Annotated in this window: 13 protein-coding genes and 1 riboswitch; of the genes, 5 read left to right on the top strand and 8 right to left on the bottom strand. The window is 68.6% G+C overall.

Annotated elements, in window-relative coordinates:
• The first annotated feature begins 70 nt into the window (after positions 1-70).
• Together ACFXIV_RS26480 and ACFXIV_RS26475 are read left to right on the top strand one after the other, a co-directional pair.
• Entirely contained in the window at positions 71-1,405 is a 1,335-nt protein-coding gene (locus ACFXIV_RS26480; RefSeq protein WP_379398606.1) for a DUF2786 domain-containing protein, read from the top strand.
• 192 nt (positions 1,406-1,597) lie between these two features.
• Positions 1,598-3,061 (top strand): aldehyde dehydrogenase family protein, encoded by a 1,464-nt coding sequence (locus ACFXIV_RS26475; RefSeq protein ID WP_379398604.1) that lies wholly within the window; start codon positions 1,598-1,600, stop codon positions 3,059-3,061.
• Between the two features lie 72 nt (positions 3,062-3,133).
• On the opposite strand, the gene ACFXIV_RS26470 is transcribed toward ACFXIV_RS26475, so the two are convergent.
• The 7 genes from ACFXIV_RS26470 to ACFXIV_RS26440 all read right to left on the bottom strand — a co-directional run bounded on the left by ACFXIV_RS26470 (position 3,134) and on the right by ACFXIV_RS26440 (position 14,327).
• The gene (locus ACFXIV_RS26470; protein WP_379398603.1) at positions 3,134-4,417 is read right to left on the bottom strand and encodes a nitrate/sulfonate/bicarbonate ABC transporter ATP-binding protein; all 1,284 of its coding nucleotides are present in this window, start codon (positions 4,415-4,417) and stop codon (positions 3,134-3,136) included.
• Positions 4,418-4,443: 26 nt separating this feature from the next.
• Positions 4,444-6,201 carry an ABC transporter permease gene (locus ACFXIV_RS26465; RefSeq protein WP_379398601.1) on the bottom strand — a complete coding sequence of 586 codons (1,758 nt, stop codon included), beginning with the start codon at positions 6,199-6,201 and terminating at the stop codon, positions 4,444-4,446.
• A 36-nt stretch (positions 6,202-6,237) separates the two neighbouring features.
• Positions 6,238-7,023, bottom strand: coding sequence for a hypothetical protein (locus tag ACFXIV_RS26460; RefSeq protein WP_379398599.1), 786 nt, complete (start codon positions 7,021-7,023; stop codon positions 6,238-6,240).
• A 356-nt stretch (positions 7,024-7,379) separates the two neighbouring features.
• Positions 7,380-7,549, bottom strand: a riboswitch (M-box (ykoK) riboswitch).
• Positions 7,550-7,595: 46 nt separating this feature from the next.
• The gene (locus ACFXIV_RS26455; protein ID WP_379398597.1) at positions 7,596-8,834 is read right to left on the bottom strand and encodes an MFS transporter; all 1,239 of its coding nucleotides are present in this window, start codon (positions 8,832-8,834) and stop codon (positions 7,596-7,598) included.
• 84 nt (positions 8,835-8,918) lie between these two features.
• Positions 8,919-12,254 carry a BTAD domain-containing putative transcriptional regulator gene (locus ACFXIV_RS26450; RefSeq protein WP_379421337.1) on the bottom strand — a complete coding sequence of 1,112 codons (3,336 nt, stop codon included), beginning with the start codon at positions 12,252-12,254 and terminating at the stop codon, positions 8,919-8,921.
• A gap of 64 nt (positions 12,255-12,318) precedes the next feature.
• Positions 12,319-12,681, bottom strand: a complete 363-nt coding sequence (locus ACFXIV_RS26445) for a nuclear transport factor 2 family protein (RefSeq protein WP_379398594.1) — start codon at positions 12,679-12,681, stop codon at positions 12,319-12,321.
• Between the two features lie 29 nt (positions 12,682-12,710).
• On the bottom strand, positions 12,711-14,327 hold the full coding sequence (locus tag ACFXIV_RS26440) for an aldehyde dehydrogenase family protein (RefSeq protein ID WP_379398592.1): 1,617 nt from the start codon (positions 14,325-14,327) through the stop codon (positions 12,711-12,713).
• On the opposite strand from ACFXIV_RS26440, the gene ACFXIV_RS26435 reads away from it, so the two are divergent.
• The 3 genes from ACFXIV_RS26435 to ACFXIV_RS26425 are packed head-to-tail and all read left to right on the top strand — an operon-like array spanning position 14,326 to position 17,097.
• Positions 14,326-15,639, top strand: a complete 1,314-nt coding sequence (locus tag ACFXIV_RS26435) for an MFS transporter (RefSeq protein ID WP_379398590.1) — start codon at positions 14,326-14,328, stop codon at positions 15,637-15,639. The genes ACFXIV_RS26440 and ACFXIV_RS26435 overlap by 2 nt on opposite strands.
• Positions 15,640-15,666: 27 nt before the next feature.
• Positions 15,667-16,623, top strand: coding sequence for an alpha/beta hydrolase (locus tag ACFXIV_RS26430; RefSeq protein WP_379398588.1), 957 nt, complete (start codon positions 15,667-15,669; stop codon positions 16,621-16,623).
• Between the two features lie 36 nt (positions 16,624-16,659).
• Positions 16,660-17,097: a nuclear transport factor 2 family protein gene (locus tag ACFXIV_RS26425; RefSeq protein ID WP_379398586.1), complete on the top strand. Its 438-nt coding sequence runs from the start codon at positions 16,660-16,662 to the stop codon at positions 17,095-17,097.
• Here ACFXIV_RS26425 and ACFXIV_RS26420 read toward each other — a convergent pair.
• Positions 17,087-20,305, bottom strand: a complete 3,219-nt coding sequence (locus tag ACFXIV_RS26420) for a BTAD domain-containing putative transcriptional regulator (protein ID WP_379398584.1) — start codon at positions 20,303-20,305, stop codon at positions 17,087-17,089. The genes ACFXIV_RS26425 and ACFXIV_RS26420 overlap by 11 nt on opposite strands.
• Between the last annotated feature and the right edge of the window lie 69 nt (positions 20,306-20,374).

Here is a 20,374-nt window from a genome sequence, read left to right as displayed (position 1 = left end):
ACGGTACAGCCGTGAAATACGGTCGGGGTTGTGACAGGTCATGGCGATTCGAGGGTCGGTGGAGTCGATCATGGGTAAGCCGAATCGGAAGCATCGGGCAGCCAAGCAGCGGGCACGATACGGCGGAGCCGACTTTCCGGGCATGCCCGGCCGGGCCGACGGGCGGCCGCCGACCGCTGAGGAGATCGGCAATGCGATCCTGGCGGCCGCCATGGAATCGGCCCAGCGCGGGGTGCGGGGCGGATCGGTACAGCGTGATCCGGTTGTCGTGTTCGCCGGCCGGCTCGCTGCTGACGACCCGCTCGTTCACGAGGTGGAGCGGGGTGTGCACCTGGCGGGGCAGCACCTCATGACGCGAGCCTTCCGGAATGGCTGGTTGCCGGCGGACATTCAGCAGGCGGCGCGACGGCGGGTCGACGACTTCGCGGTCAGCTTTCTGATCGACACCATGGCGGACTCCGTGCGGCCCTTCGCGCCTGCGACCGTCGACGAAACCTGGGTTGCTCAGCTCGGTGAATTGGCGGCGCACGCCTGGTGGTCGGATTCCTCGCCGCATTTCGGCCAGTGGGCGGCGAAGCACATGCTGACCACCGCCGAAGCGCTCACCACCGTCATCGAGGCCCTCGCACTGCTGATCCTGCTGCCGAAACTGGAACTCATCAGGCCCCTACCCGGTACCGCACGTCCGACGGCCGCGGTCCCCCATCATGTCGACGAGAAGGTGCTCGGCCGCGTTCGCGGACTGCTCGCCAAAGCCGAGTCCACGTCCTTCCCGGAAGAGGCCGAGGCCCTGTCGGCCAAGGCACAGGAGCTGATGACCAAGTACGCGCTCGATCGGGTGCTCGTCGACGCCGACACCGCCGTCCCGGATCTGCCAGGGGCACGGCGAATGTGGCTCGATACCCCGTACACCGACGCGAAGGCCCTGCTGATCGACGTGGTCGCCAAGGCCAATCGATGCCGCGCCGTCTTTTTCTCGGCATGGGATTTCATGACCATCGTCGGCGACGACGCGGATCTCGACGCGGTGGAATTGTTGTCCACCTCGCTGCTCGTGCAGGCCACCAGGGCGATGATCGCGAACGGCGACAAAGCTTCTCGAAGCGACAAAGCCTCCCGAACCGACGAAGCGCGCAGCCGGACATTCCGGAAGTCGTTCCTCGTCGCCTATGCCACCCGTATCGGGGAGCGCTTGGATGCGGCCACCACGGCCACCATCGCGGAATCGGCTGAGCCGGAACGACTGCTGCCGGTCTTGGCCTCACACCAGATCGCAGTCGACGCGGCTTTCGACACCCTGTTTCCACAGGCCCGGAATCGCGGGATCATAATCCGCAGCGCCGCAGGCTGGGACGCCGGCCGAGTGGCCGCCGACCGCGCCCGGCTCGACCCGGGACAGTCCTGACCACCATCCCGGAGCCGATGGCCGGATCGGCCGGTCACTGCTGAAACAACGAGGCACCCCGGGGTGGGTCGGGCATCAGGCTGCGGGAGTCCAGCCGCACCTAGGCTCCGCTGCCACCCGCTGACAGCGCGGTATCAGCGGGCACGGCCATCCTTGGCCTCGCCGATCCGAAAGCGACACAAAGGGATTGCCATGACCACCGTGATAAGCAACGCCGAAAGCTATGTCGACGGTCGCTGGATCACCGGCGACGGTGAGCCGATAACCACGATCAACCCCGCCACCGGCCGGCCGGTGGCGCTCACCCCGTCCACGGCACCGGCCCAGGTCGCCGCCGCCATCGCCGCGGCCCGGCGCGCCTTCGACGGGGGTGAGTGGAGCCGACTCCGCCCCGCCGACCGCGGCGTGCTGTTGCACCGCCTCGCGGACCTGCTCGAGGAGCACCGTGACGAGCTGGTCCGGCTGGCGGCCACCGAACTCGGCACCCCGATCAGCAGCGGGCCCACCCACCACGTGGATCTGCCGGCGAAGTTCTTCCGCTGGTTCGCCGAGGCTGCGACACAAGGGCCGCGGGACGGATACGAGCAACCGCTGCCACTGGACCACGACCCGATCACCAACAGCAGCATGCTGCTCCGAGAACCGGCCGGTGTGGTTGCCGCCATCGTCGCGTACAACGCGCCGATCACGATGTCCGCCTTGAAGCTCGGCGGCGCCTTGGCCGCCGGCTGCTCGACGATCCTGGTCACGTCACCGAAGGCGATCCTGCTGACATCGGCGTTCGTGCGGCTGGTCGAGAAGGCCGGATTCCCGCGCGGCGCAGTCAATCTGGTCTTCGGCCCGCCCGAGGTCACCACGCTGGTCGTGCAGGCGCCCGAGGTCGACATGGTGAGCTTCACCGGCTCGCCTTCCGTCGGCAGCATCATTCTGACGCTGGCCGCGCCGACCCTGAAGAAGGTCGTCCTCGAGCTCGGCGGCAAATCGCCCAATATCGTGCTGCCCGGCACCGATCTGACCCGGGTGGTACCGGCCTCGGCACTGCGGTTCACCCGCAACAGCGGGCAGGCCTGCGGCGCCACGACCCGAACCCTGGTGCCGCAGGCCGATTTCGACGAATACGTCGAGCAGTCGGGCCGGTTCCTGCGGAGCCTGGCAGTCGGCGACCCGATGTCGCCCGAGACGGTCCTGGGACCGCTGATCACCGATGAGCACCGCGTCGACGTGGAAGGGTTCCTCACCCGCGCCCGCGCGGCCGGCGCCCGGATCCCCGTCGGCGGCGGCCGCCCGGCCGGGCTCGACGACGGCTTCTTCCTCGAGGCGACGCTGGTGACCGGCGTGCCCAATGAAGCGGAGATCGCCCAGGAGGAACTCTTCGCCCCGGTGGGCGTGGTGATGCCGTACACCGACCTCGACGAGGCGGTCCGCATGGCGAACGACGTCAAGTACGCCCTCAATGCCAACGTTTGGGGACCGACCGCCGAGGCCATCGCCTTCGGCCGCCGGATCCGCTCGGGCACTGTCACCATCAACGGCGGCGCCGGCATGCGGGCCGACGCCCCATGGGGCGGGCCGGGCTACAGCGGCATCGGCAGGGAGGGCGGCGAGGAGGGATTCCGCGAATTCTTCGAGGTCAAGCACATGCAGTGGCCGTTGTGATCCCGGAGGCCCGGGCGCAGGCCGTGTGCGAGGGCAAGCGCCGTGCCCGGGCTCGCCGCAACGGCGGACGCCTCAGGCCTCCGGATGCCGGGTGAGCAGCCGCTCGGCTGCGTCGTACTCGTAGAGTTCGGCATAGCGTCCCCAGTCGATGGCGATCCGCAGTTGTCGCCGCGCGGCGTCCTCGGTGAAGCCCCGCCGCAGCAGGTCGAGGAAGAAGCCGTCGCGCAGCCGATGATTGCGCGCACTGGTCAGCGCGTGGTCGATCGCCGCGACCAGGGGCGCGTTGGCTCGCGCCAGCCGCGCGAAAATGGCCTTGGCACTGTCGATATCGGCCTCGGCGAACAGGGTGCCGTCGACGGTGAGCTCGATGTCCCCGTCGGCGGTGGTGGCCAGCCCCAGCATGGTGGCGGCGTCGACGACCGGCATCAGGTCGTCGACCTCGAAGCGCAACCCGCCCGCCAGATCCGGCAGGTCCGCCCGCCCGCCTTGGGCGGCAACAAAATCGAGCATGCCGCCGATTCCGTCCACCCCGGCATCGGGCAGCGGCCGGGTGGTGGGGGTGGGGGTGATGCTCGGCCAGCTGCCATCGAAGGTGGCGTCGGTGAGCATCCGATAGGCCTGGTCCACCAGCGCCTGGAACCCCGCGCCGCGCGGGTCGCGCGGCTGCGGGAGACGCACCTGGATCTCGCCCTTGATTCGCCCCGGATTGTTGTCCAGCACCAGGATTCGGTCGGCCAGCTGCACGGCCTCCTCGATGTTGTGGGTGACCATCAGCATGGTCTTGGTCGGGAAGGCGGTCTCCGCCCACAGTCGCATGAGCTCGCCGCGCAGGTTCTCGGCGGTCAAGACGTCCAGCGCCGAGAACGGTTCGTCCATGAGCAGCACCTCCGGCTGCACCACCAGGGCGCGGGCGAATCCCACTCGCTGGCGCATACCGCCGGAGAGCTCCTTGGGATAGGCGTTCTCGAAGCCGTCCAGGCCGATCATGTCGATGGCGTCGGTGACCCTCTCGCCGCGCTCCCAGGCCGAAATCCCTTGGGCGCGAAGGCCGAGTTCGACGTTCTGGCGCACGGTCAGCCACGGCAGCAATGCGAAGGTCTGGAACACCATGGCGGTATTGGCATTCGGCTCGGTGATCTCGGTCTGCCGGATGCGCGCGGACCCCGCAGAGGGGAGCATCAGGCCCGCGATGATCCGCAGCAGCGTGGACTTGCCGGAGCCGGATTTGCCCAGTAGCGCGACGATTTCACCCTCCTGCAACTCGAGGCAGACATCCGAGAGAACCGGCAGCTGCTCGCCGGAGGGGTTGGTGAAGTTCTTGGTGACACGATCGACGGTGACGATGGGGGTCGACACGGTGTGTCCTCCTTTCGAAAAGTGTTTCAGCTCAGCGAGAATCGCCGTTCGGCGGTGCGCTGCAGGCGTCGCCACAGCAGGCGGTTGATGGTCACCGTGACCACGCTCATCACCACGGTGCCGAGCAGCACCTTGGCGAAGACGTCGTCGGTGGTGGCATTGGTGATGTACGCGCCCAGGCCGTAGGCCTCCAAATGCGTGTTCCCGGCCTCCACGACCTCGCCGACCAGCGTGGCGTTCCACGCGCCGCCGAACGCGGTGATCGCGCCGACCACGTAGCCGGGCGCGATCGCGGGCAGTATCAACGACTTCCAGCGCTGCCACCCGTGCACGCCGAGATCGTCCATGGCCTCGCGCAGGTCCGTCGGGATCTGCCCGGCCGCCGCGATCACATTGAACAGCACGTACCACTGCGCACCCAGCGCCATCAGCGCGATGCCGCCGATATTCAGTGAGATGCCGGTGTAGGTGAGCGCCGCGATGACGAAGATGAACAAGAACTGGGCCGGGAAACTGGCCAGCACCTGCACCACCGGCTGTGCGAACCGGCAGATGCGCGGATTCATCCCGATCCACACGCCGACCGGCACCCACACGATGGTGGAGACCACCAGCAGCACTATCACGCGGCCGAGGCTGGCCAGCCCCATCAGCGAGGTCGGCCCGAATTCGGCCAGGCCCACGGTTCTTTCGAAATAGGAAGCGAGGGCCCAGGTGCCCCAGGCGAGCGCGGCGAAGAGCAGTCCGAAGAAGAGCACATCGCCGATGCGGCTGCCCGCGCGCTCGTCGTAGGCGGAACGGGTGCTGCGCCCGAAGACCCGCATGAGGCGATCGACCCGCTCACCGACCGGCCGTAGCACCCGGGCCAGCCGGCCCGGCACCGTGCTGTGCCGCAGCAGGTCGAGCACCAGACTCCGTGGGGCCTGCGCACTTTCGGTGTGCTCCACCCGGAATCGCTCCGACCACGCCGTGAGCGGCCGCCAGAACACCACGTTCACCGAGACGATGGTGAGCACCATGACCAGCGCACCCACTACGAGATTGCCGACCTGGGCCGCGGAGGTGGCCGCCGCGATGAAGCTACCCATGCCGGGCAGCGCCTCGTCCCGGCCGGATACCGTGATGACCTCCGAGGCCGCGAGCATGAACCACGCGCCGCCGAAGCTCATCATGCCGTTCCAGATCATCGGCACCATGGCCGTCGGCACTTCCAGCTGCCACAGCCGCTGCCAGCGGGTGAGCCGCATCATGCGGGCCGCATCATCCAGCTCCCGGGGCATATTGCGCAGCGCCTGGTAATAGGCGAAGGTCATGTTCCAGGCCTGCGCGGTGAAGATGGCGAAGATGCACGCCGCCTCCGCGCCCAGATACGAGCCGTGGAACAGGCCCACGAACGCGGTGACCGTGATCGAGACCAGGGCCAGCACCGGTACCGACTGCAGCACATCGAGCGCCGGGATGAGCACCTTCTCGGCCCGCCGCGAGCGCGCCGCCCACTGGCCGACGATCAGTGTGAAGAGGATGGACGCCGCCAGGCCGATGAACATGCGCAGCGTGGTGCGGGCCGCGTAATAAGGCAGGTTCGCGGGATCGGTTGATACGGCCTCGGTTCCGGTATCCGGCGTCCAGGGCACGGACATGTCCCGAAACAGCCGCAGCACCAGCAGGATCAGCAGCACGCCCGCGCCGATGATCAGGTAGTCCACCGCTCGGAGCCGGCCGCGTACCCGCGGCACCTCGGGAGTCGTCTTGGGGCGGTCCGGAATTGCCAATTCAAGAGTCATTGCTGTTCACCTCGCTCCGAGCGGCTTCGTCGCAACTCAGTTGGTCGATTCGGCGGCGACCGCGGGCGGTGCGGTCATGACGTTGTAGGCGTGCACGGCCGAGGCCAGCACCGCCGGTGCGCCGATGAGCAGGTTGAAAACCACGACGCCTATTCCGGCCCCGGCCACCGCGCCCTCCAGACAGCCGGTGACGGCGCCGGGAATCGCCAACGTGCCCAACGTCAATGCGCCGACCGCGAGTCCCTGACCCGCGCCCAGCAGGACGCAGCCCAGCGGCGCTCCGATGACGGCACCCAGCAGCGTGCCCACCGCCAGGGCCACGGTGAGCTCGTTGTTGACATTCTGGAAGGCGGTATTCATCCGATCCTCGAAGCTGTCGGGATCGGCAATCTGCTGTGCCGCAGGGCCTTCGGCTTGCGCCTTCGCGGCGGCGTGCAGCTCCGCGGCGATGCGTCGTTCCTCGGTGCTGACCGGTCGGGCCCGAGCCGGGCGCGGGGTGAGGGTGGCGCTGTCGCCGTCGATGCGGGCGTCGATCGGGTACGTCGTGTCCTGCTTCGTGATGGTCAGCGGGATCGCCCCCACCACCACGCCCTGCGGGTCGAGGATCTGCAGCTGGTCGGTGGTGGTTCGGAGCGTGCCGAGGTCGGTGCGCAGCACCACCGATCGGTCCACGATCCGGGCGTCGCCGGACACGGCCTGAGCTGTCACAGCGTCGGCGAGCCGGACGTCCGGTCCGGGCGCCGCGGCCGAAGCGGCGGCAGGGGCGACCAGTCCGGCGGCGGTCATCGCCGCGGTGGCGAATGCGAGCAAGCGAATTCTCATCGGGATGTTTCCCCTCGGGATACCGCTGCCCGCATCGGTTTCCGGGCAGCATCGAATACCGTCGGGCACGGTGGTGCCGACGGGTCGGATATATATGCGAATCTCCGAATTCATTCGTGAAATGTGCATGCGAATAGTCCGGTGCCGCGCGGGCGGCATCGTGATATCGGAGAATTACGCGCGTCGAGATATCGACGCGATGTTGGTGTGCTGGCTAGCGGCCCGGACCGAGGCGGAGGGGCCGACCCGGAGATCCCGGGTCATCATCGGGTGCCATCTTGCTACCCGACCTCCTCACTGGTAGAACGCGATTCGTCAACGCACGCGGGAGGTCGCCCGGAACTCTCGGGGCCGGACGCACACCCCTCTCGTCAGAGTTTTGGCACTGCACGACGTGTTCCGAATCGGAAAGCCACTTTGGATTACCCCTTGATCCGGAGAAATCTGTCCTAACCTTGGGCGTCTCTCGACGTCGTCAGATCAGTGGCCTGTGTTCGTGCAGGAGCCTCGCCTATCGAGGTGCAACAGGGAACCTAGTTAAAGACTCGTTAAAAGTCAAAACCGCTATTCGCTCATTCTTCGACTGTGGGCGACGCCGCTGATAGGGCACCGGCGCGCCGTGTCAGCTGCCGCCCGCCGATCATGACCGCGGCGATGGCGGTCACGCCGAGCAGCGCGCCCGTGACGAGGACCCCGGTCACCGATGTGAAGCTGACGATCACGCCGCCGGTGAGCGCACCGAGGGCGACGGCGAGGTTGTACATGGCGGTATTGAGGGCGGTCGCGGCCTCGGGATGGTCGGGGGCGGCCTGCAGGATCCAGGTCTGCACGCCGACCGGAATCGCGCCGAATGCCGTGCCCCACACCAGCAGTGCCACGATGCCGCTGACCGGTGTGGTCGCGATGAGCGGGAAGAGTGCGAGTGTCACCGCCAGCAGGGCGGCAGCGGCGACCAGGGCGCGCCGCGGGTCGCGGCCGGCGGCGGCGCCGCCCGCGAACGTTCCGGCCACGCCCGCCACGCCGAAGGCCAGCTGTGCGGGCCCGATTGCCCCGGCGCCCAGACCGGAGATGTCCTGCAGCATGGGCCGGACGAAGGTGAATGCCGCCCAATGCCCGCCCACCAGAAGGAATGTGGCGATGACGCCGGCGCGGACGGCCGGTGTGCGCAACTGCCGCGCCAGGGCGCGGGGGCGGACCACCTCGGTGGCGGGCAGGGGCGGCAGCAGCAGCCGCAGCGCGAGGGCGACCACCGCGCCGAATCCGGCCAGTGCGGCGAAGGCGACGCGCCAGCCGCTCAGATTGCCGATCAGCGTCGCGGCCGGCACGCCCAGTACATTGGCCGCTGTCGCACCGCCGAACGCGAGCGATATCGCTCGTGGAATGTGGTGCGCGTGAACCAGTCTGACCGCGCACGAGGCGGCCAGGGCCCAGAAGCCGCCGATGGCGATGCCGGCGACGGCACGTGCGGCGAGCAGGATCGCGAAGTCCGGTGCCAGCGCCGAGACCGCTGTCGCGGCCAGCATGAGCCCGATCAGGCCGAGCAGGACCGTACGCCGGTCCGATCCTCCGATCGCGACGGGCAGGGTGGTCGCGGCCGCCGCGGCCATGAGTCCGGGCAGTGTGATCGTCAATGCGACCGCGCCGGGAGAGACGTCGAAGGTGTGACCGATGGGGGTGAGCAGGCCGACCGGCATGGCCTCTACGGTGACCATCGCGAAGGTGGCGGTGGATACCGCTGCGACGGCGAGCCAATTGCGGATCGGGGTTCCGGCGCCGGTGGATTCGTGGGTGGAAGCGATGGGGGCTGCCATTACTTCCACCTGCTCGTGTCGGATGAGGAGGTGGTGTTCGCCATGCTCGCAACACTTCCGGGCGGCGCTGATGCGACGCTGGTGTCAGCTGACAGCGCGCTGGTACAGGGCCTGCTCGAATAGGACGCTGACCTGGTCGCAGGGGGTGCGCCGGCCTTCGTTCAGGGCGGACAGGAATCGTTGCTGTCCCATGGCTTTCCGGGCGAGGGCGTACGCCTGGCGTACGTCGGGACCGGGATTGCCGTTCGTGATGCGGCCGGTCACTTGGTCGATGGCTCCCAGCAGGCGCGCGGCCGGCTCGGGTGCGCCGATGGCGAGGGCGGCCAGCGCACAGCCGACGGCGACGACGGGGAGCAGTCGTGGTGCGGCGGTGGCGGCGAGGTCGCGGGCGATCTCGAGTTGCCTTGTCGCAACGCCGATTCGGCCCGTTCCGACCAGTGCGATCGCATAGTGTGTGCGCCCCAGGATCTCGTCGGTGGCCAATGCTGCGGCCGGACTGCGGTCGGCACCGCGCAGCGGACCGTCGTCGCCGAACAATCGACCGTACAGCTCGATCGCCGTGCCCGGTTCGCCTTGCCGCAGCGCCAGATCGGCCTCGGCGACGCGCAGCCACTGCGCCGTTCCATCGGGCACCTGGGTATCCACCCACCTCCGGGCGGACGCGAGGTAGGCGGCGCCACCGTCCACGTCGTTCTCCCGCAGATGCAACTGTGCGGCGCGGCGCAGCACACCCACGACCTCCTCGGCCCCCAGGCCCGGGGTCAGCAGTTCGGCGGCCCGGGCGATGAGGGGAGCACCCGCGGCGAGCCCCGCGGATTCGATCCTGTGGTGGGCCAGGTGCAGCAGCGCCCGGCTCACCCCGCGCGGCTCGCCCAGACTCTCCAGCATGCTGATGGCCGCCTCGAGGTCGGCCACGCAGCGCTCGAACGACTCTGTGTCACCGCCGATTTCGTCCAGTGCGCGCAGCACCAGCGCATTGCCGCGCAACCAGGTGTCGTCGGCGGTGAGGCACTGGTTCAACAGCTCGCCGGCACCACGGTGCCGGTCGCGAAGTGCCAGCAGCAGCACGAAGATCGGATGCGGCGGCCGCGACTCGCCCATGGCGGTCCGCACCAGCTCATCGAATTCGCCTGAGCGATCGGGTATTTGGCCCCACCACAATGGCTCGTGGTACGCGGGCAGCTGGTGCGCGTAGCGGACGGCGAGAAAATCCGCGGCGCGGCCCGGCGGCGGACCCGCACCGAACAGCGCCAGCACCCGCGGTTGCCAGGCCAGGGCCTCGCCACGGAGCCCGCACAGCAGCCAATGCCAGATCAGGCCGCCGTACAGACCGACCGCACACTCGCCGTCCCCGGTGCGCACCGCCCATTCCAAGGCGGCCAGGCAGTTGGCGTGTTCGATGGTGAGCAGGCGCGTCGCCTGTTGCTGCCGCGCATCGAGCAGCCGTGGTGCCGCGTCCCGCACCAGAGCGAGGAAATGGTCGGCGTGGGCGTCCGCCAGTCGCCGACTCTCGCCGGCCGCGTCCAATTCCGATGCGGCGTAGGCGCGAATCGTTTCCACCATCCGGTATCGCGCGCCGTCGAACTCGACGAGGGACTTGGCGACCAGCGCCGTCAGGGTATCCGCGGTGTCCTCGCCGCCGCATACCGCGAGGATGGCGTCGAGCGTGGCGCCATCGGCGAAGACGGCCAGCCTGCGCGCCAATTCGACCTCTGCACCGGTGAGCAGGTTCCAGCTCCAGGACACCACGGCATGCAGCGTGCGATGCCGGGCTGATACGTTGCGGCCGAGCGAGTCCAAGAGGCGGAATCGGTGGGGCAGCCGGTCGGCCAGATGACGTACCGGCAGGGCGTGCAGGCGGGCGGCGGCGAGTTCGATCGCCAGCGGCAGCCCGTCGAGGCAGCACACGATGGACACGATATCGGCGCATTCGGAGTCGGTCAGCCGGAAGTCCGGTCGCACCGCGCGGGCGCGGTCCACGAATAGCTGGACGGCGGCGGCTTCGGCGGCGACCTCCACCGACGCTCCGGGCTCCGGCACCGCCAAAGCCCTTACCGGGTACAAGTTTTCGCCGTCGACGCCGAGCGGCTCACGACTGGTGGCCAGCACCGTCAGCAGGGGGAAATGGCACAGCAGGAACGCGGCCAACTCGGCGGCCGCGTCGATCACGTGCTCACAGTTGTCCAGGATCACCAGCATTCGGCCGTGCCCCACCGATCGGTGCAGCACCGCGCGCCAGTCCGCGTCGTCGCTGGATCCGCCGATGCCCAGGGCGGACAGCAGGACGGCCGGAACCGCGGTCGGCGTCGACGCGTCGTCTTCGCGCTGGGGTGCGATGCCCGCGAGGTCGGCGAAAACGCAGCCGTCGGGCCAATCCGACTGGACCGCAGCGAGTTCCGTCGCCAGCCGGGTCTTGCCGACGCCGCCCGTCCCGGTCAGGGTCACCAGCGCGGAGTCGCGGAGCGTCCGGGTGAGCTGGTCGAGATCGTGTCCCCGGTCGACGAAGCTGGTCCAGCGTCGCGGCACTCCCCGCCCCCGCGCGAGGGGCGCTCCCGCTGATGATTCCGGCGATCCGACTGCCGATTCCAGCACCGATCGCGCCGAATCCTGTTGTATCAGTTGCGAGTCCGGCTCGATCTGCCTCGGTCCAGCCGGCGTCGGATGTGGCGGGTGGTCCGATTCGACGGCCGCACCCGCATCGATGGAGGTCAGTGCCGCCTGCAACGCCGGGCCGGATTCGGCGCCGAGTTCACGGCGCACCAGTTCGGCCGTGTGCCGGTAGACGTCGAAGGCCTCCGACTTCCGGCCCGCGGCGGCGAGTGCTGTGATGCGCCGGGCGGCAAGGGTTTCCCGGAAGGGGTGCGCCGTACAGTGTTGGGCCAGTTCGGGCAGGGCCTCGCCGGCCCGGCCGAGCGTGAGCAGGAGATCGGCGCGCAGCTCGATCGCCGCCAGTCGCCGCTCGGTCAGCTCGGTGACCGTCGAGCGCATGTCGGCCGAGTCGACCACGCCGGCGAGCGCGTCCGAACGCCACTGTGCCAGAGCCAGATCCACCGCGCGGAGGGCGGGCTCATGCCGCCCGGCCGATCCCAGCCGCCGAGCCTCACCGAGCAGCCGGTCGAACCGGCACGCGTCGACCGCGTCCGGTTCGACCGCCAGTAGATAGCCCGTTCCGTCCTTCACCACGCGATGTGAGCCGACTGCCGCACGCAGTCGGCTCACCAGGGCCTGGAGCGCATTCTCGACTCGCGCCGGCGGATCCCCGTCCCAGATCCCGTCGATCAGCAGCCCGGTCGGAACCGTCGTCCCGGCGCGAAGTGCCAGCAGCGCCAGCAAGCTTCGCAACCGTGGGCCGATGACCGCGAACTCGCGCCCGTCGGCCGCGATCACCGAGACCGGGCCCAGCACCCTCACCTGCACCACGTGACACCTCCACATGACCTCCCGTCCATGATCACTGGAATCCGTGGCCGCTGTCGAACGGGATTCAGACGACGGGGTGGCCGCCGACGACACTGGCGGGCACCCGTTCGCGCACCTGCCAGTGTTCGACGATCAGGGCATCCTGGATGCGGAAGACATCCACGACCACCGTGCCGCGATCCCCCGGTCCGGTTGTGAAGAGGCTGTGCGCGAACACCAGATCTCCGGTGGCGGCGATACGGCGCAGGTCGAACCGGGCGTGCGGGAACCGCTGCCGCACACCGCTGATCAGCTCGATCAATGCCCGGCGGCCGTCGGGCAGGCTCGGACCGTGCTCGACCAGCTCGTCGGCGACGAAGCGATCGGCCAGATCGGCGCGGCCCCGATTCCACAGCAGTTCGAGGTAGTCGACGACGAGTGCGGTCATCTCGGTGCGGCCATGCGGTGGTCGAGCGATCAAGCGCTCGTCTCGATCATGACGGTCTTCTGCTCGGTGTAGGCCTCCAGCGCGGTGCGCCCGCCCTCCCGGCCCAACCCCGAGGTCTTGTACCCGCCGATCGGGGCATTGGGCATGAAGGTGTAGCCGTTGATGCCGACCGCTCCGGTGCGGATGCGGCGAGCCAACCGGAAGGCGCGCCCGATGTCGGCGGTGTAAATGCCTGCGGCGAGGCCGTATTCGGTGTCGTTGGCGATCCGGACCGCCTCGTCCTCGTCGCTGAACGGGATGACGGCCAGCACCGGCCCGAAGATCTCCTCCTGTGCCAACCGGATGCCGTTGTCGACCTGGGTGAAGATGGTCGGGTTCAGATAGTTGCCGGCGCTCAGCGCATCGCTCGGCCGATCGCCGCCGAGCAGCAGGTGCGCCCCCTCGGCGATGCCGGACTCGATGTAGTCCAGCACCTTCACCAGTTGCTGCTTGTTGATCAGCGGTGACGCGTTCGTGGCCGGGTCGAACGGGTCGCCGTACCGCACCGATGCCGCGATCTCCCGTGCGCCGTCGAGGAATTCGTCGTAGCAGTCGACGTGCACGAGGGCCCGGGTCTGGGCGGTGCACTGCTGTCCGGACATGCCCAGCGCGATCATGCGCATCACCGCCTTCCCGGCCTCGCGGACGTCCGCGTCGGGGAAGATCAGGCTGGGGCTCTTGCCGCCGAGCTCCAGGGTGACGCGTTTGATGTCCCGCCCGCTGGCCTCGAGAATGCGGCCGCCAACCCCGCGACTGCCCGTGAAGCTGATCTTGTCGACGCCGGGATGGGTGATCAGCGCCTCGCCGGACTTGGCACCGACGCCGGTGACGAGATTGAAAACGCCGGGCGGCAAATCCAATTGATCGATCAGTTCGGTGATCGCGAGGCTGCTGAGGCTCGCATATTCGGAGGGTTTGAGCACGACCGTGCAGCCGGCGGCCAGCGCGGGTGCGACCTTGTTGGCCAGCTGCAGCACCGGCGCGTTCCAGGGCACGATGGCCCCGACCACGCCGACCGGTTCGCGGAAACTCAGGTACTGCAGGTCACTTCGCTCGGTGTACTGCGGATAGGTCTCCCCGCCGAGTTTGTCGATCCAGCCGAGGTGGTGATCGAACACGTCCGCGGCGACCTCGGCCGAGAGCCGGTACTGGGTGGTGAAAGAGATCGGCATGCCGTTCTCTAGCGTCTGGATCCTGCTCAGCCGTGGTGCGACCTCGCGCAGCAATCGCACCAGGGGTTCGAGGATCGCCTTGCGCTCCTTGGCCCGCAGCCGCGGCCACGGGCCCTCGTCGAAGGCTCGCCGCGCCGCGCTGACGGCCCGATCGACATCGGCGGCCGAGGCGTCGGCAATGGTGGTGACCTCCTCGTTGGTCGCGGGGCTGAGGTGCTGCCAGCGCGCATCGGAATCGGAATCGACCCACCGGCCGTCGATGTAGAGCCGCCCCGGGGCGATCTCGAGAGCATCCCGGTCCGGAAGAACGGAAAACTCGAGCCGGCTGACATTGTCGGTATTCGTCATGTCGACCACACTCACCGGCCCTGCGGACACGGGACTGGCACCCGGCGACAGTCCGGTATCAGTGGCCGCGATCAGTCTTGCGGGCATGGTGGACAATATGATCCGGCCCGGCCCCGGGAGGGCCGCCCGTGCCGCGAGCTATCGACTTCCGCGCATGGCGGCGTTCTGGGTACTGGTGGCCGCACTGGCCCTGATGCTGTTCGCTTCCTCGGCGCCGTCGCCGCTGTATCCCGTCTATCAGCAGCAGTGGCATTACTCCTCGCTGGTATCGACGGGCGTGTACGCGATCAATGTCCTTGCCCTGCTCGCCACTCTGTTGGTGGCCGGATCGCTGTCCGACCACATCGGACGCCGGCCGGTGCTGTTCGCCGCCGCGGTGACGGCGCTGGCCGGGACGCTGATCTTCGCCGAGGCGCAGTCGGTGGCATGGCTTTTCGTAGCGCGCGGCATTCAGGGCATCGCGGCCGGGCTGTCCACCGGAGCGATCAGCGCGGCATTGATCGATCTGCAACCGCCGGGTTCACGGCTGGGCGTCCTGATGTCCAGTGTGGCCGCCGGAGCCGGGTCGGCCGCGGGCGCGATGGCCTGCGGACTGCTGGTGACCTACGCGCCGGCACCCACCCACCTGGTGTTCTGGCTACTGGCGGCTGCCTATCTGGTGCTGATCGTGGGCGTCACGATGATGCCCGAGACGGCCGCGCCGGACGGTCGTGCGCTGGACTCGCTGATTCCGAAAGTCTCGGTGCCGCAATCGGTCCGGTCGGTCTTCCGGACGCTACTGCCGTCCATCGTCGCCACCTGGGCGCTGGGCGGGCTGTATCTGTCGCTCGGTGGGGCGCTCATGCGCGCGCAGTTCCATCTGAACAGCCCGCTGGCCGGCGGGCTGGTGATCGTCGCGCTGCAAGGCGCGTCGCTCACCGCCGCCGTCTTCACCCGCAACTGGTCCATCGAGCGGGCACTGGGCCGAGGCCCGGCCTTCCTGGTCACGGGAGTCGTGATCGCCTTGACCGGCGTCGCGACGCATGAGGTGTGGCTGTTCCTCGTCGGCAGCAGTATCGCCGGACTCGGCACCGGACCGACCTTCACCGGCATCCTGCGGATGCTCACCGGGTTGACCGAGGCCGATCGGCGAGCCGAGGTGATCACGGCGACCTATGTGGCGGCGTACCTCGCGTTCAGCCTGCCCGCCGTCCTCGCCGGACTCTGCCTGAGCCGATTCGACCTGTCCGCCACGGCCTTCGGCTACGGCGTGATCGTGCTCGCCCTCGAACTCGTCGCGGTGCTCAGCAGCGCCCGGCATCGGGGCGCACTGAGCACCCTCACCGGCGCCCCGCCCTGTCCGGCGCCATGCCCCGGCACCGTCGCGGCGAACCCGCGCGTCGTCGCCGCGCACGCCTGACCACGACGCATCACGAAAGGAACCTCGATGACCATGGCACAGCGATTCCTGCACGCCGATCCCACCCGGCGTGAGCCGGTCCGATTCGCCAGCGGGACTGCGACCCTGGCCGGCCATCTGTACCGGCCGCCGACGGCAGTGCCCGGCGAACGTACGCCGGGTGTGGTGATGTGCGGGCCGATCAGCAGCGTCAAGGAACAGACGCTGCCGCACTACGCCGAGCGGTTCAGTGACGCCGGATACACGGTGCTGACCTTCGATCCCCGCAATTTCGGTGAGAGCGAAGGGGAACCACGCCATCGCTACGACCCCAATCTGGTCATCGCCGACTATGCGAACGCCATCAGCTATCTACTCACACGGCCGGATGTGGATCCGGAACGGATTGCGGCCGTGGGTGTCTGCATGGGTGGAGGCTATGCCGTCTCCGTCGGAGCCCGGGACAAGCGGCTGAGGGCCGTGGTGAGCATCGCCGGCGGGTACAACATCGGCGGGACCTTTCAGCAGGGCCTCGGCATCGAAGGCTTCGCGGCCTACTTCCGGCGGGTCAACGATCTGGTCCAGCGCCAGTACGAGACCGGCGAGATCGCTTACATACCAACCATTGCCGAGGAGCTGACCGAGCAGATTCCGGTGGCGGTCATGCCGAACCCGGAGGCGTACGGCTACTACGACCGCACCAGCAGGACCGAAGCACCCAATTGGCCGCGGACACTGACCGCGGATTCACTCGAACCGTATTTCATCTACAACTCGATCGTGCACGCCCCGCTGGTCGCGCCCACCCCGCTGCAGATCATCCACGGCACCGGGGATACCGCACTGCTGCCGGAATATGCCCGCCAGGTCCACGATGCCGCCCGCGGGGAGAAGGAGCTGGTCTGGATCGAGACCAGCAACCACATCGAACTCTACGACCAGGACCCTTACGTCTCCGAGGCCGTCGGCCACGCCCTGCGCTGGCTCGACCGCCATCTGGCCTGAGACGAATCATCCACCACGACAGGAGAACTCGACATCATGAGCGCTGTGCAGGATCGGCTCGACATCATCGGGACTTGCTCCCTCATGGCCTGGCTCGCCGATCACCGGGACTGGGACCGGCTGGGCGAGGTCTTCACCCAGGAGGCCGTCCTGGACTACACCAGCCTCAACGGCGGCGAGCCGGTGACGCTGACACCCGCGCAGATCGGCGCCGCGTGGTCGCAGGTGCTGGGCAAGTTCGACGCGACCCACCACATGATCTCCAACCACCTGGTGACCGTGGACGGCGACACCGCCGTCTGCACCGCCTACTTCCAGGCGACGCACATCCTCGCCGATCGATTCGGCGCGCCGACATGGACATTGGGCGGAACCTATCGGTTCGATCTGACCCGCGCGGCGGGCGACTGGCGGATCCGCGCGGTCGTGATGAGCGCGACCTGGGGCCGAGGCAACCGGGGGCTCATCTCGTAGCGTCCGCAACGGCGAGCGCGGCGTGTTCGACCTCGATGAGCAGCGCCTCCAGCGCGGTGTCGTCGCCTTCGCCCGAGATCGTCTCGAATGCCTTGTCGCCGAGTACGTTCCGGGCCAGCGCCAGCGCTCGCTCGCCGTCTGGTCCGAGCACCGTGCGGCCCTCGCGCCGGTACTCCCGTCGCAGGATGCCGATGATCCGCGCGGCCAGCTCGGGCAGGCCCAAGGCGAGAGCCGCCAGCGCATGCCCGAAAGCCATGTCCAACAGCAACAGCGGGCTCACGGAGATCGCATCCTCTCGACCGATCCGCAAATGGTCGACGGCCGGACCTGTCCGGCCCGCCTCCAGCAATACGGTCGCGTAGGTGACACGCCAATAGACCGGCGAATACATGCGAAGGAGACTGCGGTGGGCGGTGATCGGCACTGTATCCGCGAAAACCTGTCCGAAGAGATCGAGTGCGCGGTTGGTCCGCCCTTCCCGCCACGCCAGGTGGCCCAGGATCAGACGCCGGTCGTTGACCAGGCCGTTGGTCAGCTCTGCGGGATCGATCCGGTCGGCCCGGGCGAGGTAACCGGCGGCACCCGCGATATCGCCGTCGGCGAGATACAGGTTCGCGGCGCCGGCCAACGTTCGGAACTGCACATCGGCACTCAGTTCGGCGGTCAGCAGCTCCGTCGCACGGCTGATCAACGGCGCGGCGCAGCGGACTCCGTGCCAGATGGTGCGCAGTTGCGCCAACGTGAGCAACGCCGTGCTCAGCGTGCGCGGGTCACCGGATTCGCTCAGGCAGTCCACGGCCGTTTCGAGGTCGGTGAAGATGTGCGCGATCGGCTTGGCGTCGACATCCTCGAACGCCCGCAGCATCAGCGCATAGCCGCGTAGTCCGCCGTCCTCGTCGATCGCGCAGCGGTCGAGCAGACTCGGATCGCCACGGTGATGCTCCCGCAAAGCCAGGATCAGCACGAAGTACGGATGCACGCCGCGTGGTTCGGCCATCGCCACCCGAATCAGTTGTTCGAATTCCGCGGAAGTGTCGGAGATCGACTCCGCTACGACTGCCATCGTCGGGTCCGGGAATTCTTCGGCGTACCGGCACATCAGAAACGATCCCGTGCAGCCGGGCGGTATCCGCGCGCCTGCGACGCCGAGCACCTCGGATCGCCAGGCCGACATCTGGGTTCGCTGTCCGCGCAGCAACCAGTACAAGGCCAGATCACCGAACAGCCGCACCGCGAATTCCGGTGCCTGATGCCGCACCGCCCAGCCCAGAGCCGCTTCACAGTTGCCGTGTTCGGCGGCGAATCGGTGCAGCCATTCGTGCTGGGCGGCCCCACGCAATTCCCGCGCGCCGACCTCGCTGAAGTCGACGAACCACGCGGCATGCGCGCGTTCCCACCGCTCGGTCTCGCCCACCCGGGTCAGTTCCTCCGCCGCGTAGGCGCGAATGGTGTCGAGCATCCGATAACGCCGGCCGTCGAATTCCACCAGTGACATCGCGACCAGTCCGGCCAGCCGATCGGCGACGGCCTCGGCATCGTCGAAGTCTGTTCCGCACACCCCCACGACAGCCTCCAAGGTTGCGCCGCCGGCGAAAACCGAAACGCGGCGGGCCAACTCGGCATCGGCGGCGGGCAGCAGCTCCCAGCTCCAGGCGACCATTGCCCGCAGCGAGCGATGCCGAGGCACCGCCCCGCGGGATCCGTTGGCCAGCAGGCCGAAACGATCGTCGAGCCGGTCGGCGAGCGCCTGTGGTGACAGGCCGTGCAGCCTGGCGGCGGCGAGCTCGAGCGCCAGCGGCACCCCGTCGAGCCTGCGCACGACGGCCGCGACCGCACGGCAATTGTCCTCGGACAGTTCGAAATCCGGCCGCACCGCGATTGCGCGATCCAGGAACAGCCGGACGGCGGTACAGGTGGCGACCTCCTCGACGGTCGCTGCCACCACGGGTACAGGCAGGGCCCGCACCGGGTACAGCTGTTCACAATCCACCGACAGCAGCCGACGACTGGTCGCGAGAACCGTCAGCAGCGGAAGCCGATCCAGCAGATCGGCCACCAAGTCGGCCGCCGCGGCGATCAGGTGCTCGCAATTGTCCAGAATGAGCAGCATCCGCCGTTGCCCCAGCATACGGACCAGCAGATCGATCCAGTCCTGGCCGGGCTCATCGGTGATCACGCCCGGTGCGACGGCGGCGAAAACCGCTGCCGCAACCGCATTCCGGCCTTTGGCGCCCGGGCGTTCCGGCGTGACCGCCGACAGTTCGGCGAAAGCGACTCCGTCCGGCCACTGTTCGGGACGTGCGAGTACCAGTTCGGTGGCCAGCCTGGTCTTGCCGATACCGCCGGGGCCGACCAGCGTCACCAGCCGGTGCCGCTGGAGCAACCCAGCGATCTCGGGGACCTCCGTGACGCGTCCGACGAAGCTGGTGAGCCGGCGAGGCGACGCCGGCACGCCGCGGGCGGCGCGGGGCGGTTCGGATGGCAGATCGAGTTCCGCGACCGCGCGGCGCAGCACCGCCGACGGTTCGACGCCGCGTTCGGTGCGCAGCAACCGCTCGATGCGACGAAACTCCTGCAGCGCATCGGATGTGCGCCCGGCGGCGGCCAGCGCCGTCACCAGGCGAGCCGCGAGCGACTCCCGGAACGGGTGTGCGGCCGACTCCGCGGCCAGCCCCCGCACGACCTCCGCGGCCCGTCCGAGCGCGAGGAAGGCATCGGCGTGCAACTCGATCGCCGTCAGCCGCCGCTCGGCGAGCACCTCGGCCGCGACGCGCAGCGCCGCGGTCTCGACGACCTCGCCGAGCGCCGGGCCGCGGCACAGTCCCAGCGCCCGATCCAATGCCACCACGGCATCGTCCGGCCTGCCCTCCGACAGCGCATCGCGCCCGGCGTCGAGCAATCGCGCGAACCGAATCGCATCCACCGCTTCGGGTTCGACCGCCAGCAGGTATCCCGGTTCCACCCACACCACAGCGTCCTGCCCGGTGATCGCCCGCAGCCGTTTCACCAAGGTTTGCAGCGAATTCTCGGGTGAGACAGGCATCTGCTCACCCCACACCGCATCGATCAGCCTCGATACCGGGACCACATTCCCGGCCTCGAGCGCCAGCATGGCCAGCAGCGCCGACAGCCGCGTCCCGCGCACCCCGGCAATCACCCCATCGCCGGAGATCACCTCCACCGTCCCCAGCAGCCTGATCCGAATCAAACTGTGCCACCTTCTGTTCCCGTTCGCCCGCCGTCGGCGTACAGGATGCGCTCCCCCGCTGGCAATGAG

This window comes from Nocardia sp. NPDC059236, from assembly GCF_042754085.1.
Lineage (GTDB): Bacteria > Actinomycetota > Actinomycetes > Mycobacteriales > Mycobacteriaceae > Nocardia.
Note: the sequence above shows the minus strand (reverse complement) of the source record. Positions and strands in the feature narration are given on the sequence as shown.

Excerpts from the sequence above, each read along its gene's own strand:
- ACFXIV_RS26445 (WP_379398594.1), bottom strand. The coding sequence starts at position 12,681 with ATGACCGCACTCGTCGTCGACTACCTCGAACTGCTGTGGAATCGGGGC.
- ACFXIV_RS26455 (WP_379398597.1), bottom strand. The coding sequence starts at position 8,834 with ATGGCAGCCCCCATCGCTTCCACCCACGAATCCACCGGCGCCGGAACC.
- ACFXIV_RS26425 (WP_379398586.1), top strand. The coding sequence starts at position 16,660 with ATGAGCGCTGTGCAGGATCGGCTCGACATCATCGGGACTTGCTCCCTC.
- ACFXIV_RS26480 (WP_379398606.1), top strand. The coding sequence starts at position 71 with ATGGGTAAGCCGAATCGGAAGCATCGGGCAGCCAAGCAGCGGGCACGA.
- ACFXIV_RS26435 (WP_379398590.1), top strand. The coding sequence starts at position 14,326 with ATGGTGGACAATATGATCCGGCCCGGCCCCGGGAGGGCCGCCCGTGCC.
- ACFXIV_RS26440 (WP_379398592.1), bottom strand. The coding sequence starts at position 14,327 with ATGCCCGCAAGACTGATCGCGGCCACTGATACCGGACTGTCGCCGGGT.
- ACFXIV_RS26430 (WP_379398588.1), top strand. The coding sequence starts at position 15,667 with ATGACCATGGCACAGCGATTCCTGCACGCCGATCCCACCCGGCGTGAG.
- ACFXIV_RS26475 (WP_379398604.1), top strand. The coding sequence starts at position 1,598 with ATGACCACCGTGATAAGCAACGCCGAAAGCTATGTCGACGGTCGCTGG.
- ACFXIV_RS26460 (WP_379398599.1), bottom strand. The coding sequence starts at position 7,023 with ATGAGAATTCGCTTGCTCGCATTCGCCACCGCGGCGATGACCGCCGCC.
- ACFXIV_RS26465 (WP_379398601.1), bottom strand. The coding sequence starts at position 6,201 with ATGACTCTTGAATTGGCAATTCCGGACCGCCCCAAGACGACTCCCGAG.